Raw genomic sequence first — 20,201 nt, 5'->3', positions numbered from 1 at the left:
CAGTTAGAGTGCCTCTTTATAGAAAAAATTTATTTTGTCAGATGCAAAAGATAGTTTAAATAATTAAACTTAAATGGACAGATATACAATTTCAATCAAAAATAAAATCCGCTATTTTTTATTAAACTCAAGTTCTCATTATAGCTTAATTTAATAGAAATAAAAGTATTTAGAAACGATTTTTATTGGCAATTTTTTATCCACATTCACCCCTGTGGATAATGTGTAGATAACCAAAAAGTTATCCTTTAGATTTCCACAGGATTATCCCCAGATATGCATAAACAAAAGCGGGTTTTATGAGAGCAAAAAAATCAAGAATACTACCTGGTCTTTAAAATATCGGTATTTTAGCCGAGCAGGCGTCCGCTCCCACCTAAGAAGAAATATAAGTGCGACTATGCTTCTGTCTGCGCCTGTCGGCTTGCCAATCAGCAAATAGTCTTCTTTAAAGTAGATGAGTTCGAGGCCTATGAAAAGCGCAGTGTATTTCCGGGGTCTAAGATTACTCTCCCTATGAAACCTGTTGGAGTGGCAATATTCAGCATTTTTTATATACTTTCTTACTCTTATAAAAAAAGAACAGCTCCATATTTCATGGCAGCTGTTCCTTTTTTATTTATTCATACTTGAAAAGAAGTCACCTAATGGGTCGGGTTCTTCTTCCTCTTTCTCCTCTTCTTCAGCAGGATGAATCATTAAATCACCTGCACTTAAATCGTCCATACTCCAATCTTCCTGAAGGCTTTCTTCCTCTATTTCCGGTACAGTGCTGCTTGGTTCTTCTATCTCTTTAAATAGAGTTTCCACTCCGCTGTTCATAGAAGTTAATAGTGCCGTTGCCCGCATAGGATCGGATAATAATTGATATAGAATCGTCCCGATCAGAGCTTCTGAGTGCTCATGCTTTAACCAGCTTTTTTGTTCCTTTGTCAGCTGTCGGGGGAGCGGAATCGTAACCGTCTCCTTTTCCCTTACTGTCATTTCATTGACACCCTTTAGAACGAAGCTCGCAATTTTACTGGAGAAGTTTCTCCGTTCGGTTTCCTTCAATTGCTGCAGTTGTCTTAGTAAGTAGTCAGGAGTATCTGAAGGAATTCGAAATGTGATTGTTTGTCCTCTTTCGATATTCTTTCCCATAGAATAATCACCTTACTTCGTTTTCGTAGTCTTCTCTTCCTTCTCAACCTTTTCGTTCTTCTGCACAAAATCGGTAATTAATTTATAATACGCATTAGCCATCATCCAGATGCTTTCATTCTCATCTTCAAAGAATTCAATATTGTAGCCTTCCAGCTTATTATTGATCGCTTTGATGTAATCTTTCAGCACCGCAGAGCCGCCGCCGACAAAATAGCAAATTTCTGTCTGGGAATTCCTGCTCCATACGTTCCGCAAATAACGATATTCTTTCTTAGCAAGCTCCAACAGAATATGATCTGTTATATCATGGACATTCGTGCGGCTTCCTTTGACCATAATATGATTACGATTATTTTTTCTGGTGATAATATCCACGACATCTCTTCTGCTGTCCAGTTCTACACCGTGTTTTGATCTGATTTCTTCACGAATTTGTTCTAATGATTCGGAAACACCGATATTAAAACCTTGTGCTTTATCGTCATCCACATTTCTATTGCGAATAACAGCAATATCTGTGGATAAACCGCCAATATCTTGAATTAAAATTTGTTTGTCAATTAATTCCTTGTTGATAACTTTTAAGTCATTATCCATAATTAAATTGACGTATGCAGCAAAACCTTCCGGATATACTTTTACTTCATCAAATTTAATATTTACTTTTTTCCCCTGATGCTTTGGAGTAACTAAAAATTCTATCTGATGCACAGAGCCTAATAGACGGGAACGATAACCCACGTCTTTTCCTTCTTTTACTTCTCTAAGCGGTAATCCTGTACCTAATGTATAAAGCGCATCATAAACACCGTTTTTCTCTTTAAATACTTCACTTGATACAGCATCTAATGCTAATGAAGCCAGTAACATAACTAATGTCTGATCCTCTTCTGATTTACTGCTTCCTGGATCAAGTTCCTGAGAGTTGGTTGTTTTTGTAGCCAGATTACCTACTCTGTAAACAAGGTTATTTTCGGATAAGGCAGGGGAATGGATACGGATATGAATATTATCCAGTACTTCCTTCGTATCTAATTCTTCAATTCCAATAACGGGTCTGTCTTCTAGATCAGGAGCTACCACATTGGGTATGTAGTATTCATTTTCTAATTTACCAAAATTCCCCTTTAAGGCATCATTTCCAACATCAATTGCTGCAATTCTTGACTTTGTCATTTTCATTCTCCTTTCAAAATTACGTTTCTTCTATATAATACAACATAAAACGAATGAGCAATCTATCTAGACTTCCATTCTATCTAATAGTTATCTTCTTCGATAAACTATAACTCTAGCATAAACACATCCTCTCCATTCTTCAAGTGTTTTAGCGAAATGTTTACATGTTTGTTTTCTTGTACACTTCAATAAAACCTGTCAAATCAATTTATACACGCTAATGTTTACAAGTAAACATTTTTGTACTCATTGTAAACAATATTGTTTTTTTGTGTACATAATTGTTTACTGATGTTTTCTACCCGTGGCTCTCCCCTGTTTTTACAAAATCAAAAATAATACTTGTTAAATATTACAATTTTCTATAAAATATAACTGCATACATATGAATATTACTGACTTAGAATAAGTAAATATTTGTATTTTATAATCGGTGGGGAAAGTAAAAACATCGTTTATTTACTTATATTTATTTAAACTTACGCAGCTATGATTTTACTTGCCATATAATTAGGTCTAATTCACCGCTTCTTTTTTACTTGGAGTATCAGGCCGGTGGAAAATCCAATTACTATTCTTTGAAATGGAGAGGTTCTTATAATGGTCCGATTATACCTGCGTATAGTGATCCTATCGGTTTTTACCATAGCTGCTTTGCTTTCAGTCAGCTATGGTACCTTGCTTCTGGATGTAAACTCTTATATTTTGATTTATTCTATCTACCTTTTCTTTTCTATCCTTTTTGTCCATTTAAGGACACTTGTTAAGGCCGGAAAAATGAATATTGATTATAGTATTTCCTATAGCTTTTCCTTCGTTTTATTAGCAGGTCCATTAGGCTTATTTCTATTTGAAATTGCAAATCGATTTTATGTGTATTTTCATCGGAAAATCACCGGTACAGCAGATGAGGACGAACTGCTGCATACCTTTTATAATATTGGTGCGCCGACATTATTCTGTACGATTGGATTCTATGGTTTTCACACTATATACCCTGCTGTACAGGGCCTCCCCTTCTCGTTCTGGCTGGTTGTATTCTTGTTAATTATTTTAATGGACGTTATTTCTTCCTGTTTTTTAATATTAATCATGCTTGTTACTAAAAATATACATTCGAAACAGGAAGCATTTGAATTTATTACCGGGCGAAGCATGATTGATTTGCTTAAAACAGCTTTGACAAACGGGCTGCTTTTCACATTTATATCCGAAGGGCAATGGGAAGCAGTGATTGCTATTTTCCTATTGAGTTATATCGTAGGACGCGCAGGGATATTTCATACCAAGCTTTTACTCCAAAAACAGGAAAGCGAACGATTTAAAAAAATGGCCTATACCGATTTTCTGACGAATATTTATAATCGGACCTATCTGAATAAAGTAATGCAGGAGTTAGACGAGAAGGAAGAAGACATCGCCCTGATTATTGGTGATATCGATGCTTTTAAATCTATCAATGATACGTTTAATCATGTTGTCGGCGACAATGTCATCCGACACTTCGCCCAAATACTGCAGAATAGCATAGATTCCTGTGATTATGTATTTCGCACGGGCGGAGAGGAATTTACCATCATTCTACGGAATAAAAACTATGAAGATTGCCAGTCTTTTCTAAATGAACTTAGGGATACTATTTTGGCTGCCCCTGCCCAGACAGAATTCCGGTCTGAAGCTGTCAGCATCCCTTATACCGCCTCATTTGGAATGTATTATATCCATAATGATCGTCTGACGGAGCTTAAGAATGCTTATTTACAAGCTGATGAATTGCTGTTAAAGGCAAAAAACAGCGGGAAAAATCGGATTATTTCTATGGATGGCAGGTTAAATAACAAGAAATAACGTATTACTTTGTGCACCAAGCATAAGAAAGGGCAGCTTCGTTAAAATTGAACGAAGCTGCCCTTTCTCTATAATACCTTGATATACCACCGGTCCATAGCCGAGTGTTCGCTTCCTTCCAAAGGTTTCTCCAAGGATTGAAAGCCATATTTTTCATATAAACTGCTCGCCGCCTCCAATTCATGTCTTGTTTCTAAATAGCATTGTTTAAAATGCACAGAAGCATAGTCCAGAGCCGTTTTCATCAGCTTCCGGGATAAACCCTTGCCTTGAGCTGAAGGAGCCAAATAAAGCTTCTGCAGCTCACAAATAGACTGCTTTTCATTATATATACCTATACCAACACCGCCAACGACTTCCCCATCCAGCTCCATTACCCAATATTTATCCTTTGGCCGTGCTTGATAATAAGAGCTTAGCTCAGCAAGCTGCGGGTCTGTATAAGCTGTCCCTTCATGATCGAGATGATGTTTTTCTAAGGAGCTCTTAATAATCGCTTCCATCGCTTTATCATCCTTTGCTTCGATTTCTCTGATGAGAACTGATTTATCCAATACATAACTCCTCCCCCGGCTATCCGCCCTATTTATAAAGAAAGAAGCTGCCCTGTCTCAGAGCAAGCTCCTTTCACTGTATATTAAACTGCTTTTGTCTTTTTAATTTGCTTACTGCGTAATTGACCGCAGGCTGCATCAATATCCGCACCATTCTCCCAGCGGACACCGCATTGAATTCCTTCTGCCTTCAATGTTTCATAAAAGGCCTGGATATTCTCTGAACTGCTGCGCTGATAATCTATATGCTCATCGACCGTATTATATGGAATCAGATTCACGTAAGCTAAATGGCGGTGGTTCCTGATCAGCTTAGCCAGTTCCAATGCTTCCTTCTTGTGATCATTGACATCATGAAGCATGATATACTCATACGTAATCCGGCGATTCTTTTTCTCTAAATAGTAATCCACAGCCTTCATCAGTTTTTCAATTGGGAAGGCACGGTTGATTTTCATAATTTGTGTACGTAATTCATTATTTGGAGCGTGTAAAGAAATAGCCAAATTGACTTGTATCGGATCATCTGCAAATTCATACATTTTATGTGCCAGTCCACTTGTCGAAACCGTAATATGACGTGCACCGATATTTAATCCGCCATCATCATTCACAATGTATAGGAAATCCATTAAATTCTTATAGTTATCCAGCGGCTCGCCAATTCCCATCACTACAATATGGCTGACACGCTCTTCTTCCCCGCGCTCATCCATATGCTTTTGTACATTCATAATCTGCTCGACGATTTCCCCACTGTTTAAATCACGGCTCTTACGCAGCAGCCCGCTTGCACAGAAAGAGCAGCCAATATTACATCCTACCTGTGTTGTCACACAGACAGATAATCCATAATTAAAACGCATCAGGACCGTCTCAATCACATTGCCATCTGCCAGCTTGAATAAAAATTTAATCGTTCCATCCTTTGACTCCTGGCGAATTTCTTCAGCCATTGTATGCAGGACAAAATTTTCCTTTAAAAGATCTATCGTTGACTGATTGACATTATTCATATCTTCAAAGCGGTCAATCCGTTTTTTATATAACCAGTTCCACACTTGCTCAGCACGAAAACGTTTTTCACCATGTTCCATTAACCACGACTGCAATTGTTCATATGTTAATCCGTAAATAGATGAATGACTCATCAAAAATACCCTCATTTCATTTTTTCTGCTTTCCCTATATTACTTGATTACGACCAGGTTAGCAAATAGTTTTCACATTCTTTTCATTAGATGAATCAAGAAAATCACTTGGTTTTTAAAACACCGGATGTTCTTGCCAAGGAGATGTCCGCTGCGACGATATTTGATAGGACGAGTAAACGCAGTCCCCTCCCCTGAATGAAGAGGCAAAAAGTAACTTCTTCTGACGCCATAAGTTTAAACATTGGACGCTGCCCTAAGAAACCTTTATCATTTTTATTAGTGAAGGAGGGGTTTAATGGATACTCAATCATACAAAAAGTTTCAAAATATACCTTTATCTGTACTCGATCTCGCACCAATTATCGAAGAAGGAGATGCTAAACAGGCATTTCAGGAAAGTGTCCGTTTAGCACAGCATGTTGAAAAACTGGGATTTCACCGCTATTGGTTTGCAGAACACCATAACATGAAAGGAATCTCAAGCTCAGCAACCTCTTTATTGATCGGCCATATTGCCGGGCACACCAACTCCATCCGTGTCGGTTCAGGCGGAATCATGCTGCCAAATCATGCCAGTCTGGTCATTGCAGAGCAATTTGGCACACTGGAATCCCTTTATCCGAATCGGATAGACTTAGGATTAGGCCGTGCACCCGGAAGTGACCAGGCAACCGCTTTTGCCCTGCGTCGCACCCTTCATGCCGGCCCCGAGGAATTTCCGATGCAAGTCAATGAATTGCAGGATTATTTTTCAAGCAATCCAGTTTCCCGAGTAAAGGCAATACCTGGACAGGGCTTAGATATTCCGATTTGGCTGCTTGGTTCCAGCGATTTTAGTGCACGATTAGCGGCGGAAAAAGGCTTGCCATTTTCATTTGCCAGCCATTTTGCACCTGCATATACCGTTCCTGCATTAGAGCTTTATCGTGAGCGGTTCCAGCCGTCTGAAGCGCTTGATAAACCGTATGCAATGGTTGCAGTCAATGTCATTGCAGCAGATACTGATGAAGAAGCAGCTTATTTGGCTACCTCTCATCAGATGCAATTCTTAAATCTGCGAAAAGGAATAGAATCTAAACTGCAGCCGCCCGTTGAGAACATGGATGCCGTCTGGTCTCCAGCAGAAAAAGCTGCTGTACAAGAGTCTTTAAGTCCGAAGACAACTATTATCGGCAACAAAGAAACTGTCCGTAAAGGGTTAGAAGCATTCCGTAAAGAAACAGATGCAGATGAAATTATAATCACCTCACAGATCTACGGTATTAAGGAAAGACTTTATTCCTATTCTATCGTAGGCGAATTGATGAGTGAATAATAGATAACGTCAGCCAGCTTGATCAAGAAGTTATTTCTTGTTCAAGCTGGCTTTTTATCGCAATGCAATTGACCGTGAAAAATGTATTTTATTACATCACTGTCCGAGTCAATAAAAACCGCCTTTACATATCCTCTACAAAAGATTGATGGTAAAAATCCAGGGGCATGCCATTTTTTGGCCGTGCCGGAATTTCCGTGCCACTGCAGGTGAAGGTCTGATTCGGAGCTATCCAATCGGTCCGCAGGAGATAAGACAAGCTAACCTTCATGAGCTGCATTGTTATATTCTCATTCGCAGAAGCGAGCTCTTTCGCCGCCCCTTCTCCAAAGTCAGGTAAAATATCTAAAAATCGATCCGGCTGAAATAAGTCCGGCTGAAGCCACTTATCAGGATGATGATTAGCGCCATGTATATCAAATAACACCAATTGATTTTTATCAAAAAACATATCCTTCCAAAAAAGCTGCTCCTGTGTCTTTGCTACGGCAAAAGGTGTGATAGAGTAGTAACGGATAACCTCATGGATAAAGCAGTCAACATATTGATGATCTACTTGCAGCCGATCCCTTAACCCCGGATTTTCAAGCAGTGCTATTTGGCAAAAGACGACCCATCTGCTGGAAGCTGCAAAAGTCCGGATAAGCAATAATAATTCTTGAACCACTTTCCCTGTCTGTAAAATTTGACCTGATTCATCTTCATACCAAGCCAGTTTGGATAGTATCTTTTCTTCATCGACATGGATTCTGCCCGCTCTCAGCTGACGTACTAAAAAGACAAGCCACTTTTCCATTCTATTTTTCGCTTGTTTTCTTTTCCAGCGATTGAATCCATACTTTGAAAATAATTGAACAAACTCCTGAATATCCGTGGTACGCTGCTTTAGATTATTTGCACGAATCGGAATCCCCAGCCAGTTACATACAGCAATTACCCACATCTCTTCCATTTCCGTAACAAAATCAATAGACGGGTTTATTTTCCACGCTTCTATTCTTTCTTCCCAGCGCTGTCGGATAATTGCCTCCAATTCTTCCCGCTTTTCTGCCGAGAAAACTTCTTGAAACCAGGCTTTCTCCTGATGATGATTGATATCTGCCAGATAAAATAAACCATTTTCTTCCCTAAGCAGGCTGGTGGACAATTCAAAAATACTTTTCTCAGGCTTAAACTTAGCCGTGTCCTTTACTAAATCTGCTGCTTCCTCCGCTCGCAGCATCACCAGCTTTCTTCCAAATATACGCGAACCGATAACGTCTTCCTGATACTCGTTCATTCGTTTAGAAAAATAAAAATAACCGTCTCTTAAAAAATCGATGGTATGATCCATTCCTTTATCTTGCACGATTGGTTTCACCATTTTCAAACCCCCTATGTACTTCTCTATCCTACTTCCCTCTTCAACGCTCTTAAAAACCTGTCTCCCTTTTAAAAGTATGCACCGTTATCTTAGAATTATAAACAAAGAGCACTCTATTCAGAATGCTCTTTGTCTGCTTTCTTTTCGTCTTCTATAATGACTTCTCCAGTTTCACTGCGCTCTTTTTCCGCCTCTTCTTTTACTTTATCTGTCACTTCTTTCAATTCATCCTCCACAGTCGTATCAGCCATTTTTACATTCGCCCGGTAAGCCGCACGTGTGATAAGATGCCCTGCAACTGGAGCAGTTAAGAACACAAAAGCAATTCCGAGCAGCAGCCGGACACTGTAAAATCCTTGATTGGAAGCAAAATAAATAAATGCTCCAAGAAGGGTCAATAATACAGCAAGTGTAGAACTTTTTGTACCAGCGTGGGAACGTGTAAAAACATCCGGCAGACGAATAATTCCTATCGCACTGATTAATGCCATAATCGATCCGGCAAGCATAAATAGAGCAGCAATAAATTCAATCGTCGCGTCGATATTCAAGAATGACCCCCCTCTCAATATATTTCGAGAAGGCAATGGTACTGATAAAAGCCAGGATAGCTAAAATCAAGATAACTTCTAAAAATGCAGTGGTTGTCAGCATAACTGATATAATAGCTATGGAGGATACGAGTGTCACACCAACCATATCTAAAGCAACGATACGGTCAGGCAGACTCGGGCCAATAATAATACGAATCACGCTGATACAAATCGATATTCCATAAAACGTTAAAGCAATCGTCAGCATTCCTTGAATCATTAGCGTGTCACCTCCATAATCGCTTTTTCAAAGTTATCAATGGACTTTAACAGGATATCTTTTGACTCTTCCACGTCCATCGCATGAATATAAAATGCATCTCCATCATCTGTCACTTCAATAACAACAGAACCTGGAGTTAATGTTAATAATAGTGCTAAAGCCGTAATTTCCCAATCTCCCTGTAAGACTGTTTCGTATTTAAACAGCCCTGGCTTAATCGAAAGTTTCGGTTTTAAAATTTGCCCAAGAACGAGCTTTGACGACATAATAAGCTCTCTCGTAAAGATAAATATCAGTTTTATTAGCGCTATAAAGCGAGAAAGATAAAATCGTTCTCCAAAAAATCGATGCATTAAAAACACAATACCAATCCCAACGAGATAACCTGCGACAAATGTTGTAAATCGAAGTTCGGATTCATCATTAATCAGGGTCCATAATACAGCAATAAACACATTCAATAAAAACTGTGCCGGCATTCAGCATCACCACCTTGTTTATTAGAAAAACTGCTTCAGAGGTATTCATGCACACTCCGAGGGCACCCGATAATTCGGATTTCATCCAGGCTAATTCTCTCCAAGTACTGCATCAATATAAATTTGCGGGTTTAATAATGTTTCTGCTGCATCTTGAACATAAACAGACATAGATTCAGCGCCTAAGCCCAAAGCAATCGTCCCTAAAGCTAATATACACATTGCAACGCTCCAGCCTTTCTTTGCTGGCGCTTCTTCGTCTTTACTGATAATCGTTTCTCCCCAAAAGCTTGTTAAGAAAATACGCATCAAGGAGTATAGAACAAAGATACTTGAGATAAACGCAAGGGCTAATAAGACATATGCGCCGCCTTCTACAGCACCTTCCCCAACAAGGACTTTACCGATAAATCCGCTTAATGGCGGAATTCCAGCTAAAGATAATGTTGTCAGGAAGAACAGCCAGCCAAGCAGCGGGTGGTTCTTGATCAGACCGCTGATTTCATCCATTTTCGTCTGTCCAGTCACTGCAATCATCGTTCCTACCAGTAAAAATAGGGATGCTTTTATAATAATGTCATGAATCAAATAATAAATAGATCCTTCTATAGCAGCTGGTGTTGCAACAGCCAAGCCAACGAGAATAAAACCAACTGCAATGACCACATTGTAAGAAGCAACTAATCTGAGGTCCTTATAAGCAACTGCTCCAATGCTTCCGCCGATTAAGGTCAGACCTGCTAAAATTCCAATTATCGTGTGCGTCATTTGCGGTTCGTGATAGAAAATCAAGGTAAACATACGGAACATCGCATAAATTCCAACCTTTGTCAGCAGCGCTCCGAACATAGCTGCGACTGGAGTAATTGGAACAGAATAAGAGCCCGGCAGCCAGAAATATAAAAACAGACCTGCTTTTAATGCAAAAACGGTTAAGAAAACTATACTGACAACAGTTAATGTCGCAGTCTGTCCATTTTCTGCAACACGCTCTGCTATATGCGCCATATTTAATGTTCCGACCGATCCATATATATATGCAATAGCTACAAGGAAAATCCAAGAGGAGACAACATTAACAATGACATATTTTATCGACTCGCGAAGCTGTCTTTTTTTGCCGCCAAATACGATTAACACGTAGGAAGCAAGCAGCATAATTTCAAAACAGACAAACAGGTTGAAGATATCCCCAGTCAGAAAGGAACCATTTACCCCTGCGATAAGAAATAAAACAAAAGAATAATAAAAGTTCTTTTCAAAAGATGGTTCCACAGAAGAAAACGAATAGATTAAACATACAGCAGCAACAATACTTGCCGCCAGTACCAGCAGCATGGAAAAACTATCTGCTACAAATAAGATTCCAAAAGGAGGCTCCCAGCCGCCAAAATCAAGACGTAAGACGCCATTTTGCTGAATCAGATGCAGCACATATGCGCTGATTCCGATATTCGCAACAAATACGAGCAATGACAGTCCTCTCTGCACCTTCACATAAGGCCTCAAAAATAAAAGAATAATCCCAAACAGGACCGGCAGTGCCATGGGCATAACAATTAAATTACTCATCCGGCTCCCCCCTCAGCTCATCTAATTTATCTGTTCCAATCTCTTGATATGTTCGATAAGCGAGAACGAGAGACACCGCAGTTACCGCAAAACCGATAACAATTGACGTTAAAATCAATGCCTGCGGGAGTGGATCTACCGGATCCCCTTCGCCGACAATCGGCACTGTTCCCGTTTTTAATTCTGCAAGCACCATAATGAGAAGATGGGCTGCATGGGTCAAAATCGCAGTACCGATAATAACGCGGATCAAACTCTTTGACAGCAAGAGATAAGTTGCTACTGTAACTAATACGCCTGCCAGGATGGTTACTAACGTTTCCATAATTACTCATCCTCACTAATACTTAATAAGATTGTTACCACAACACCGACAACAGCAAGAGCAACGCCAGCTTCAAAAATCGTCACTGTTGTCAGTTCTATTTCCCCGAAAAAAGGGATATCGAAATAATCAAAGGCCTGTGTTAAGAAGTTTGCACCAAACACCAATGCGCCAAACCCAGTGCCCACAGACAAGAATGCACCAAAAGCAGCTACCAATTTAAAATCAATAGGAAGACCTTTTTGAATGGTTTCAATATCGTATACAATAAATAGCAGTACCAGTGCAGATGCAAGTACCAGCCCGCCGCTGAAGCCGCCGCCTGGACTATTATGACCTGCGAAAAATAAATATACTGCAAGCGTCAGAATGATAAAGAAAACAAGCTTGGCCACTGTACGAAGGATGATGTTATTTATCTTCAATCTGATCACTCTCCTTCTTGGCCTTCACCCGGATCATTGTATAGATACCAATCCCTGCAATTAAGAGAACGACTACCTCTAACATCGTATCAAATGCACGGAAGTCCCCTAAGATGGCATTCACCATATTATTTCCTCCAGCAAGTTCATAGGAATTCTCAAAAAATCCGGAAATTGTATCAAATCCTCTGTTCCCTTGAACACCTAATGCTACAGCCGTAAATACGACACCGACACCGATAGAGATAAACAGGTTGATACTCTTCGTTTTCTTCGACGTATTTTCTTTTTCCAGCTCAGGCAAGAAATAATACGCTACAAGGAATAAAACAGTGGTTACTGCTTCAATAACGGTTTGTGTCAGTGCTAAATCAGGTGCACGCAGCAGGACAAAAAGAATCGCAATTCCAAAGCCCAAAATACTATTTAACACAATCGCTGTCAGTCTGGACTGTGCAAATAAAATTGTAATCCCGGTTGCCATCATAGACAGCACAATAAGCCATTCAAAAACCGAAATCGTTGCATTCTCCGGCAGTGTAAATTGGTATGCCTCTGTATAAATAAAAGTTCCGCCGACCACCAAAATAAAGAAAGCAAAAATATACACCATATAATCACGTAAGTAACGCGTCATATATTTATTTGTAATAACTGTTGATTTATCTTCCATCTGGTCTAATACAAATCCATAAAACACATTAATTGATCTTTTCTCTGGAAACAGATTATATATACCTGACCAATATTTTCTCGAGAAGAATAAGAGAGCCCCAAACAGTACGACACCGATGGTCATAAATAATTCAGGTTCAAAGCCATGCCACGCATAAATATCCGTTCCTAAATCTGCACCTTCTGCAGCAAAGGTAGGAAAGATTCCGCTCATCGCAGGTGTAATCAGATTCTTTCCAATCACATTTGGCACAAAGAAAAATATAATTACAAGCAATCCTAATACAATCGGTGAAATCAGCATTCCCGGCTTTGGTTCATGTGCCGGATGCTCCAGCTTTTCTTCTTTATATGGACCAAGGAACGTTTTCACAACGAATACAGTGGAATAAACAAATGTAAAGACACTTGCTATCCAGGCAACAATCGGAATAATAATCCCCCACGTTCCTAAGCCGAAGAAGCTTGCTTCCGTAATATCTAAAGTAGATATAAAGAACATCTCTTTACTCAGAAATCCATTAAACGGAGGTAACCCTGCCATGGACATACTGCCGATTGTTGCAATCGTAAATGTAATAGGCATAAGTGTAATGAGTCCGCCCAGGCGGCGAATATCCCGGGTACCAACACTGTGGTCGACAACACCGACAACCATAAACAATGCGCCTTTAAACGTCGAGTGATTCACTAAATGGAATAACGCCGCAAAGGTTGCCCCTGTATATACCATCGATTCATCGGAATATCCAAGATGAAGCGCTGCGGAACCCATCCCAAACATACTCATAATCATTCCAAGCTGGCTGATGGTTGAATAGGCCAGCAATGCTTTTAAATCGGTCTGACGGACAGCATTAAAGGAGCCCCAGAAAAGCGTAAATATCCCGACACCAGTAACCGCCCAGAACCACACAGCTTCCCCGCCAAAAACCGGTGTGAAACGAGCAACCAGATAAATACCCGCTTTTACCATTGTAGCCGAGTGCAGATAAGCACTAACCGGTGTAGGTGCTTCCATCGCATCCGGAAGCCAGATATGGAACGGAAACTGTGCTGATTTCGTAAATGCTCCAAGCAGCACAAGCAGCAAAGCAGGAATAAATAAAGCATGATCGCTAATTGACGCCACTTCAGCAATTACCTCGCGGATACTCCACGTATTTGCCATGGCACCAATCATGATAAAACCAACCAGCATTGAAATACCGCCAGAAACCGTGATAATCAATGATTTCTTGGCACCTTCTCTGGAACGCTTTCGCTGATACCAGAATGCGATTAGCAGGAAGGAAGAGATACTTGTTAACTCCCAGAATACATACAAAACCAGCATGTTGTCTGACATCACAACACCTAACATTGCTCCCATAAACAGCATAAGGTATGTATAGAACGTACCTATTGGTTCTTTCAGCGAAAGGTAATAAATAGAATAAAGAATTACAAGTGCTCCCACTCCGGAAATCAATAATGCCAAAGTCAGACTAAGTCCATCCAGGTAAGCCGTTATATTGATTCCATAGCTCGGAATCCAGTTTATTGTCTGCACAATTGCTTCTCCGCCTGAAATATCCGGGATGAGCGAAGCAAGATAAATGAATAAACCTGTCGGCACCAGAATGACGAACCAGCCTACATGGATGTTTTTTATATACTTATATAAGAAGGGTATAATTGCAGCAGCCAGAAATGGGATAAAAATAGCCAGTACTAAAGTCGACAAACGAGAACCTCCTATCATTTCATTGTTTTTCTTATTTTGTGATTATGTTAGAAAACCAGATGGTTGCCAGATGTTTAGGCATCAATCAAAGTTTGGGTTCAAGCAGCAAAAAAGGTTAAAATTTCTCACCTGGTTAAAAAGTCCGCACATATTTCCTCCAGACAAGTATGCTATTTACTAACTACCCTTTAAAACGGGGGAGAAAACGACCATTCGAATAGGCGAGATTGCTCGTTCTTTGCCTTCATAAGGATGGGCAGGCCTGGATTTTAGGACACAAGGTAAGGAGCTTTGTGACAGCTTCTTTAAAACTGCGGTTTTTCTTATACTTTCTAAACAAACAGCATATACAATGGTTATTTTGTCCGTAAAATGCTAATCTAATAATAGAAAGCTTATTATTGACGAAAGTATATATAAATAGCTGCAGGGGGCCCTTCAGCATTTTACGTTACTGAATGGAACAAAGACGATAAAGTGGTTGAACCAATGCATTAAAATAGAGAGAAACTCAACTTAATCCACATGTTTTTTTCCCTTGTGAATGGAAGCTTGAGTTAATCAGGAAATGTAGTGACCGTTTTTCCAGCCATAATATTGATAAGGGAGAACCGTTCGTAAAAACTCCCACTGAATCAACGTTTTGTTTTATTATTTCAATACCCTCATGGGGAAATGACGGACACTCATGCTGTGTTAAAACGTGGTAAAATAATAAGCCTTTCATGTAGTAAGAGCAAAGGCATTATGAGGTGTTAAAATGGTTGTTCAAAAAGTCTGACAAAGTCAGTGCAATGCTGCAGCATTTGTCGTTCGGGCTTTTTTACAAAGCTTATTGGAACACACACTAAACATGACGTCTTCATAATCACACATAGACATTATACAAGAATTTATCCTTATTTGCATGCATGACGTTGTGACACCTCTATAAAATTTCATTTTGAGGTATTTTCCTATCTCTCTTCAGCAGCGAAGACGTCTTTATTAAATTTACTTGCAACTTCTAAGAAATACCTGTATAAAGGACTTTACAGTGAAAAAATCCATATAGAATAAATATTTTTCATCTAGTACTATACGAATCTAAAAATACATGTTAAAATGATACGGTTTAAAGGATATGACTACCTTCAAAAACCTATTACAAAAGGGATTAAACCTTCTTCTGACAGGTTAAATTAAAAGTGAAACCATTCTGTTCCTATTCGGATATATATAGATGTTTTAAAAACGAAAGAAAAAGTAAATGACTATTAAAGAAAGGTGCGTAGAAGCGATGAAAAAAATCAGAGGTCGTATGGATGAAAGTATTTTAGTATGTGTTTATTATGGTCCTAATGGAGAACGTCTAATCCGCCGCGGTCATAAATTAGCACAAATGATGGATTGCCCACTATATGTTTTAACAGTAGATCCCCTTCCTTATGATGAATTTGATGCAGATAAATCTGGCTTTGTTGAACATTGGAAGGAATTGTGCGAGGAATTAGACGTAGAGGAATTTATTATACGTGACAAAGAGAAACGTTCTGTAAAAGCAATTAAAGACGTAGCACATACGTACAATATTACACAAATTATTATTGGGCAAAGCGCACAAAACCGTTGGGAAGAGATTACAAAAGGGTCTTTTGTCAACGTGCTTCTTCGTGAGATTTCTTTTATCGACCTTCACATTGTTTCTGTGGATCGTACATTAAAAAGTACGGATGATACGATTTACGAAAAAGGCGTACGTGCATTTATTCAGGAAGACGGCGAAGTGCCCGGACAATATCGTCTGAAGTTCACTCGTTCCAAGCATAATCTGTACGAGGGAATCTTCTACAAGGAAATTGGTACGGACTTTAATAACGGAGTATTCAAATTCGTAAACAACAAAGGGAAGACTTCCCAAGTGCATATCACAGAAAATGTTTGTACAGGTGAATTAAAAGAACCGCCTAATATTGATAAATCAATTCATTAAAAAAGACTCCCTGCGACGGTGATTATCCCTTGAAAACCGGTTATCTTCCGGTTTTTCAAGGGACGCACTGACAAAGGAGTCTTTTTTATATTACCAGCCTTGATACATTTCCGGCACTCTGCTTCTAAAGACAGGGACTTCCTCACGTATCCGGTCCACATTCGAAGCTGCAATCGTCTCGACCAGTGTTTCTTCCTGATCTTCGGACCCTTCCTGAATAATCGTTCCCCATGGGTCAACAATCAGCGACATTCCACAGAATTCGACACCGTCATACGCTCCTATCCGATTACTGGATATAATATAACATTGATTTTCAATCGCCCGTGCCAGTTGAAGCGCCTTCCAATGATCCTTGCGTGCGGATGGCCATTCTGCGACAATATAAATCACTTCTGCTCCTTTTAGAGCTAATTCTCTGGCTAACTCAGGGAAACGAAGGTCATAGCAGATAATCAGCCCCATTTTGATCCCATCTAACTCAAATACACGCGCCTGTTTTCTTCCGCCTGTTAAATATGCCGGTTCATTCAGCATCGGGACGAGATGGATTTTATCATACGTATAGACCTCTTCCCCCTCGTTATTAACAACAAGCGCTGTATTATAGATTGCATCCTCTACTTTATTCGCAAATGATCCGCCAATAATATGCACCTGATACCTTTTTGCCAGCTCCTTCAAAAAGCTCCTCGTAGGCTCTCCATCCAAATCAGCGATTTGATCTAATTGGTCCAACGTATAGGCTGTCGTCCACATTTCCGGGAGAACAACGATATCAGGTTTATCTTCCTTAACCTGTTTTATCAGCCACTCCTTCACATGTTTGCGATTGCTCTCCGGGTCGCCGGGAACAATATCCATTTGATAAATAGCATGTTTCATTGCATACGCACCCTTCTCTTATTTATTCTTATTCTATCAAAAGCGATAACTATTTGAACGTTCTCTATATAATTATCATCCTATCTCTACGAATACGTGTCAACTTACACACATAATCTGTCATGTTAATCGATATACATGACAGTAATCCAAAAGCATACTAGAATTAATATATGACACGAATGATGAAAAGGGAGGGATACGCATGCAGATAGAAAATATTCTGAATCATTTAAGGGATCGCACTCCGGCATTAATGGGCCACAAATACTTTAAACGGTCTTCTGTTTTAATTCCTTTGGTTGAATTAAATGGAGAAACCCATATCCTTTTTGAAGTCCGGTCCAAAAACCTAAGAAGCCAGCCTGGAGATGTTTGTTTTCCCGGAGGTCGTGCAGACCAGGATGACAAGCATCCTTCCCACACCGCTATACGGGAAACGACGGAAGAGCTTGGTATTTCAGAACAGGATATTTCCGACCCGATTCCGCTTGATTATGTAGTGAATGACTTAGGAAGAATTATATATCCTTTTATCGGAAGGCTGAAGAGTATAGAAAATATCCAACCCAGCCCGGATGAAGTGGATCATATTTTCACCGTTCCGCTTTCCTTCTTTTTAGAAAATGAACCAAAAAAATATAAAGTACATTTAGAAATAAAGCCCGAGGATAATTTCCCATACCATTTGATTGTCGGCGGAGAGGACTATGAATGGCATATCAGGACGATGGAGGAGCTTTTCTACCAATATGACGACAATACCATCTGGGGGCTGACTGCGAAGGTTTTGAATCATTTTATAAGCTTAATTGATACGAAAAAGGACCGTTGATACGGGGTTTCTCGTATCAACGGTCCTTTTAAAAACAAATAAAATGCTGATAGAACAGCTAAGCTTTTTTCCAAATATGAACGATTCCTTTATCCTGCTCTGTACGAATCAAACGGCCGATGCCCTGTTTTAACCGAAGTTCCATATAGGGCAAGTCAATTTCATCATACGCGTTCTTTGCATGTTTGCGTTTTGCTTTAAACACAGGATCATCTGGCGGATATGGCAGGGAAGCAATGATGACTTGTGTCAGTGCCTCTCCCGGCACATCGAGCCCTTCCCATAAATGATACGCACAGAGAACAGAGGACTTATTAAACTGGAATTCGCGGACAATTTCGCTGATTTCCTTATCCCCTTCAAACAAGAAATCAAAGGACCAGTCTTGCGTTTCTGCCCATTTCCGGAATGCCTGCATCTCTTCTTCCGAGCGGAATAAAATGAGACTGTGCCCTTCATTCTCCTGAAGCTGGGTGGCAATCCCGAGGTATTTTTCTGCTTCCTCCGAATACCCATGTTCTTTTATGGTACGAACTTCCTCATAATCAAATGGGGATTCAACAGAAAAGAAGTCATATGCATCCACACCCAGACTCTTCGCAATATATGAAAAATCTCCATTTTGAGAGAGTGTTGCTGAGGAGAAAATAAATGGAATGTTTTTCTGAAATACTTCTTCCCGAAGCACCTCCTCTACCAGTCTCGGCATGATAACCAGACTGCTTTGGTCGCCGTCCTCTTCCAACCAGTAAACTCCCTCATCATCCTTTAAGAAAATTGATAAACCATACGTGAAAAATTCCAAGTACTCTTCAATAATTTTTGTATGGTATGCATCCATGGTGAACAATTCCGCATCAAAAACTAGCTGTTCTAACAGCTCTTGAACCATCTTCTCTAATTGAACTGCCATTTCACGCATTTTCGTATCTGTTGGAATTTCAAGTCGATTGGAGCCTTCTACACGCACAGCTATTTCTGAAATATAATCAAACCAGTCATCATGCAGCGCCATGATATCTTCGGCTAATTGCAGTGATTCTTCCCGCACATCCTGCCCTTGATAGCCAGTTAAGACATTGGTGATATTCTGATAGTTGAAGCGGTAGGTCAATCCTTTTTGGGCTGAAAACTCTAATAAATGCCCTTCATCAAAAACAACCGCACTGGCTTCCGGAAGCAATGGCAGCTGCCCTTCCCTGATTCTTGATTCTTTCGTCCAGACATGCTCCATATAAAAATCATGCGAGCAGATAATCAAATCTTTTGCATGGCGGTAATAATCACGATGCAATGTCTGCGCACTGCGATGTCTAAAATCACAAGTCGCACACTGCTTCAACGGGTCCCAGCCAATCTGTTCCCATTGCTTATCCGAAAGCCATGGATAATATTTCCTGTCTCCATAAGGATAAAAAGACTGCATCGAGACACCTTGATCGAACACAAAGTCCGGAACAGAGTCATGTACATCAAGAATTTCTTCATCCTCTGTATATTCGGACAACGGATCCAGCTTCTTCATGCACAAATAGTTTTCGCGTGCTTTTGCCAAACGGACGTCTACCTCTAAGCCCAGCGCTTTTTCCAGCTTATCAATATCTCCGCCCTCTTTGACCAGCTGCTCAATCAATGTTTCATCCGCACAGGAAATAATCACAGGCTTTCTCTGATAGCGGGCATAACAAATGGCATATAAGAGATACACGATTGTCTTCCCCGTACCAACTCCTGCTTCTGCAAAAATGGTCTTTTTATGCTTAAAAGCCTGTTCCAGCTGAAACGCCATATAAATCTGTTCATCACGCAGCTCAAAGCCTTGTTCTGGTAAAATATCATAAAAAACATCGCCGATATAATCTCCCAGGCGATCAAAAAAATGCTCATTTTTTGCTACAGTAAATGGGATTGAATTCATTCCTGCCATAGGCAACT

At 39.8% G+C, this 20,201-nt stretch carries 18 protein-coding genes; 4 read left to right on the top strand and 14 right to left on the bottom strand.

What is annotated here, in order from left to right; translation table 11 throughout:
- Positions 1–615: 615 nt before the first annotated feature.
- On the bottom strand, positions 616–1,140 hold the full coding sequence (locus tag BN997_RS02165) for a hypothetical protein (protein WP_042529252.1): 525 nt from the start codon (positions 1,138–1,140) through the stop codon (positions 616–618).
- Between the two features lie 12 nt (positions 1,141–1,152).
- Positions 1,153–2,319: a ParM/StbA family protein gene (locus BN997_RS02160; RefSeq protein WP_042529250.1), complete on the bottom strand. Its 1,167-nt coding sequence runs from the start codon at positions 2,317–2,319 to the stop codon at positions 1,153–1,155.
- Positions 2,320–2,922: 603 nt separating this feature from the next.
- Between BN997_RS02160 and BN997_RS02155 the strand changes: the two genes are divergently transcribed.
- A complete protein-coding gene (locus BN997_RS02155) occupies positions 2,923–4,170 on the top strand; it encodes a GGDEF domain-containing protein (RefSeq protein ID WP_042529248.1) in 1,248 nt (415 codons plus the stop codon).
- A 68-nt stretch (positions 4,171–4,238) separates the two neighbouring features.
- Here BN997_RS02155 and BN997_RS02150 read toward each other — a convergent pair whose 3' ends face one another.
- Both BN997_RS02150 and rlmN read right to left on the bottom strand, forming a co-directional pair.
- Complete coding sequence (locus tag BN997_RS02150; protein ID WP_276325289.1) at positions 4,239–4,724, bottom strand: GNAT family N-acetyltransferase; 486 nt, start codon at positions 4,722–4,724, stop codon at positions 4,239–4,241.
- Between the two features lie 83 nt (positions 4,725–4,807).
- Positions 4,808–5,875 carry a dual-specificity RNA methyltransferase RlmN gene (gene rlmN, locus BN997_RS02145; protein WP_042529247.1) on the bottom strand — a complete coding sequence of 356 codons (1,068 nt, stop codon included), beginning with the start codon at positions 5,873–5,875 and terminating at the stop codon, positions 4,808–4,810.
- Positions 5,876–6,173: 298 nt separating this feature from the next.
- Between rlmN and BN997_RS02140 the strand changes: the two genes are divergently transcribed.
- The gene (locus BN997_RS02140) at positions 6,174–7,193 is read left to right on the top strand and encodes an LLM class flavin-dependent oxidoreductase (protein ID WP_042529245.1); all 1,020 of its coding nucleotides are present in this window, start codon (positions 6,174–6,176) and stop codon (positions 7,191–7,193) included.
- A 124-nt stretch (positions 7,194–7,317) separates the two neighbouring features.
- On the opposite strand, the gene BN997_RS02135 is transcribed toward BN997_RS02140, so the two are convergent.
- The 8 genes from BN997_RS02135 to BN997_RS02100 all read right to left on the bottom strand — a co-directional run bounded on the left by BN997_RS02135 (position 7,318) and on the right by BN997_RS02100 (position 14,574).
- Positions 7,318–8,556 (bottom strand): cytochrome P450, encoded by a 1,239-nt coding sequence (locus BN997_RS02135; RefSeq protein ID WP_042529243.1) that lies wholly within the window; start codon positions 8,554–8,556, stop codon positions 7,318–7,320.
- A gap of 113 nt (positions 8,557–8,669) precedes the next feature.
- Positions 8,670–9,065 (bottom strand): Na+/H+ antiporter subunit G, encoded by a 396-nt coding sequence (locus BN997_RS02130; protein WP_244882410.1) that lies wholly within the window; start codon positions 9,063–9,065, stop codon positions 8,670–8,672.
- Positions 9,066–9,084: 19 nt separating this feature from the next.
- A complete protein-coding gene (locus BN997_RS02125; RefSeq protein ID WP_042529239.1) occupies positions 9,085–9,369 on the bottom strand; it encodes a Na(+)/H(+) antiporter subunit F1 in 285 nt (94 codons plus the stop codon).
- Positions 9,369–9,851 (bottom strand): Na+/H+ antiporter subunit E, encoded by a 483-nt coding sequence (locus BN997_RS02120; RefSeq protein ID WP_042529237.1) that lies wholly within the window; start codon positions 9,849–9,851, stop codon positions 9,369–9,371. The genes BN997_RS02125 and BN997_RS02120 overlap by 1 nt, the downstream gene beginning before the upstream one ends.
- Positions 9,852–9,941: 90 nt before the next feature.
- Positions 9,942–11,423 carry a Na+/H+ antiporter subunit D gene (locus BN997_RS02115; RefSeq protein ID WP_042529235.1) on the bottom strand — a complete coding sequence of 494 codons (1,482 nt, stop codon included), beginning with the start codon at positions 11,421–11,423 and terminating at the stop codon, positions 9,942–9,944.
- Positions 11,416–11,748, bottom strand: a complete 333-nt coding sequence (locus BN997_RS02110; protein WP_042529233.1) for a Na(+)/H(+) antiporter subunit C — start codon at positions 11,746–11,748, stop codon at positions 11,416–11,418. Before BN997_RS02110 ends, BN997_RS02115 begins: the two co-directional genes overlap by 8 nt.
- 2 nt (positions 11,749–11,750) lie before the next feature.
- Positions 11,751–12,173: a Na(+)/H(+) antiporter subunit B gene (locus BN997_RS02105; RefSeq protein ID WP_042529231.1), complete on the bottom strand. Its 423-nt coding sequence runs from the start codon at positions 12,171–12,173 to the stop codon at positions 11,751–11,753.
- Entirely contained in the window at positions 12,160–14,574 is a 2,415-nt protein-coding gene (locus tag BN997_RS02100) for a Na+/H+ antiporter subunit A (RefSeq protein ID WP_084612812.1), read from the bottom strand. The genes BN997_RS02105 and BN997_RS02100 overlap by 14 nt, the downstream gene beginning before the upstream one ends.
- Positions 14,575–15,853: 1,279 nt before the next feature.
- On the opposite strand from BN997_RS02100, the gene BN997_RS02095 reads away from it, so the two are divergent.
- Positions 15,854–16,546, top strand: a complete 693-nt coding sequence (locus tag BN997_RS02095; protein WP_042529227.1) for a universal stress protein — start codon at positions 15,854–15,856, stop codon at positions 16,544–16,546.
- 90 nt (positions 16,547–16,636) lie between these two features.
- On the opposite strand, the gene BN997_RS02090 is transcribed toward BN997_RS02095, so the two are convergent.
- Complete coding sequence (locus tag BN997_RS02090) at positions 16,637–17,431, bottom strand: carbon-nitrogen family hydrolase (RefSeq protein WP_042529225.1); 795 nt, start codon at positions 17,429–17,431, stop codon at positions 16,637–16,639.
- A gap of 205 nt (positions 17,432–17,636) precedes the next feature.
- Between BN997_RS02090 and BN997_RS02085 the strand changes: the two genes are divergently transcribed.
- Complete coding sequence (locus BN997_RS02085) at positions 17,637–18,266, top strand: NUDIX hydrolase (protein WP_042529223.1); 630 nt, start codon at positions 17,637–17,639, stop codon at positions 18,264–18,266.
- 58 nt (positions 18,267–18,324) lie between these two features.
- Here BN997_RS02085 and BN997_RS02080 read toward each other — a convergent pair whose 3' ends face one another.
- Positions 18,325–20,193, bottom strand: a complete 1,869-nt coding sequence (locus tag BN997_RS02080) for an ATP-dependent DNA helicase (RefSeq protein ID WP_042529222.1) — start codon at positions 20,191–20,193, stop codon at positions 18,325–18,327.
- Positions 20,194–20,201: the final 8 nt, after the last annotated feature.

Origin of the sequence: Oceanobacillus oncorhynchi (genome assembly GCF_000821065.1) — a bacterium.
GTDB classification, from domain to species: domain Bacteria; phylum Bacillota; class Bacilli; order Bacillales; family Amphibacillaceae; genus Oceanobacillus; species Oceanobacillus oncorhynchi.
This window is presented reverse-complemented; position numbering and strand designations above follow the sequence as displayed.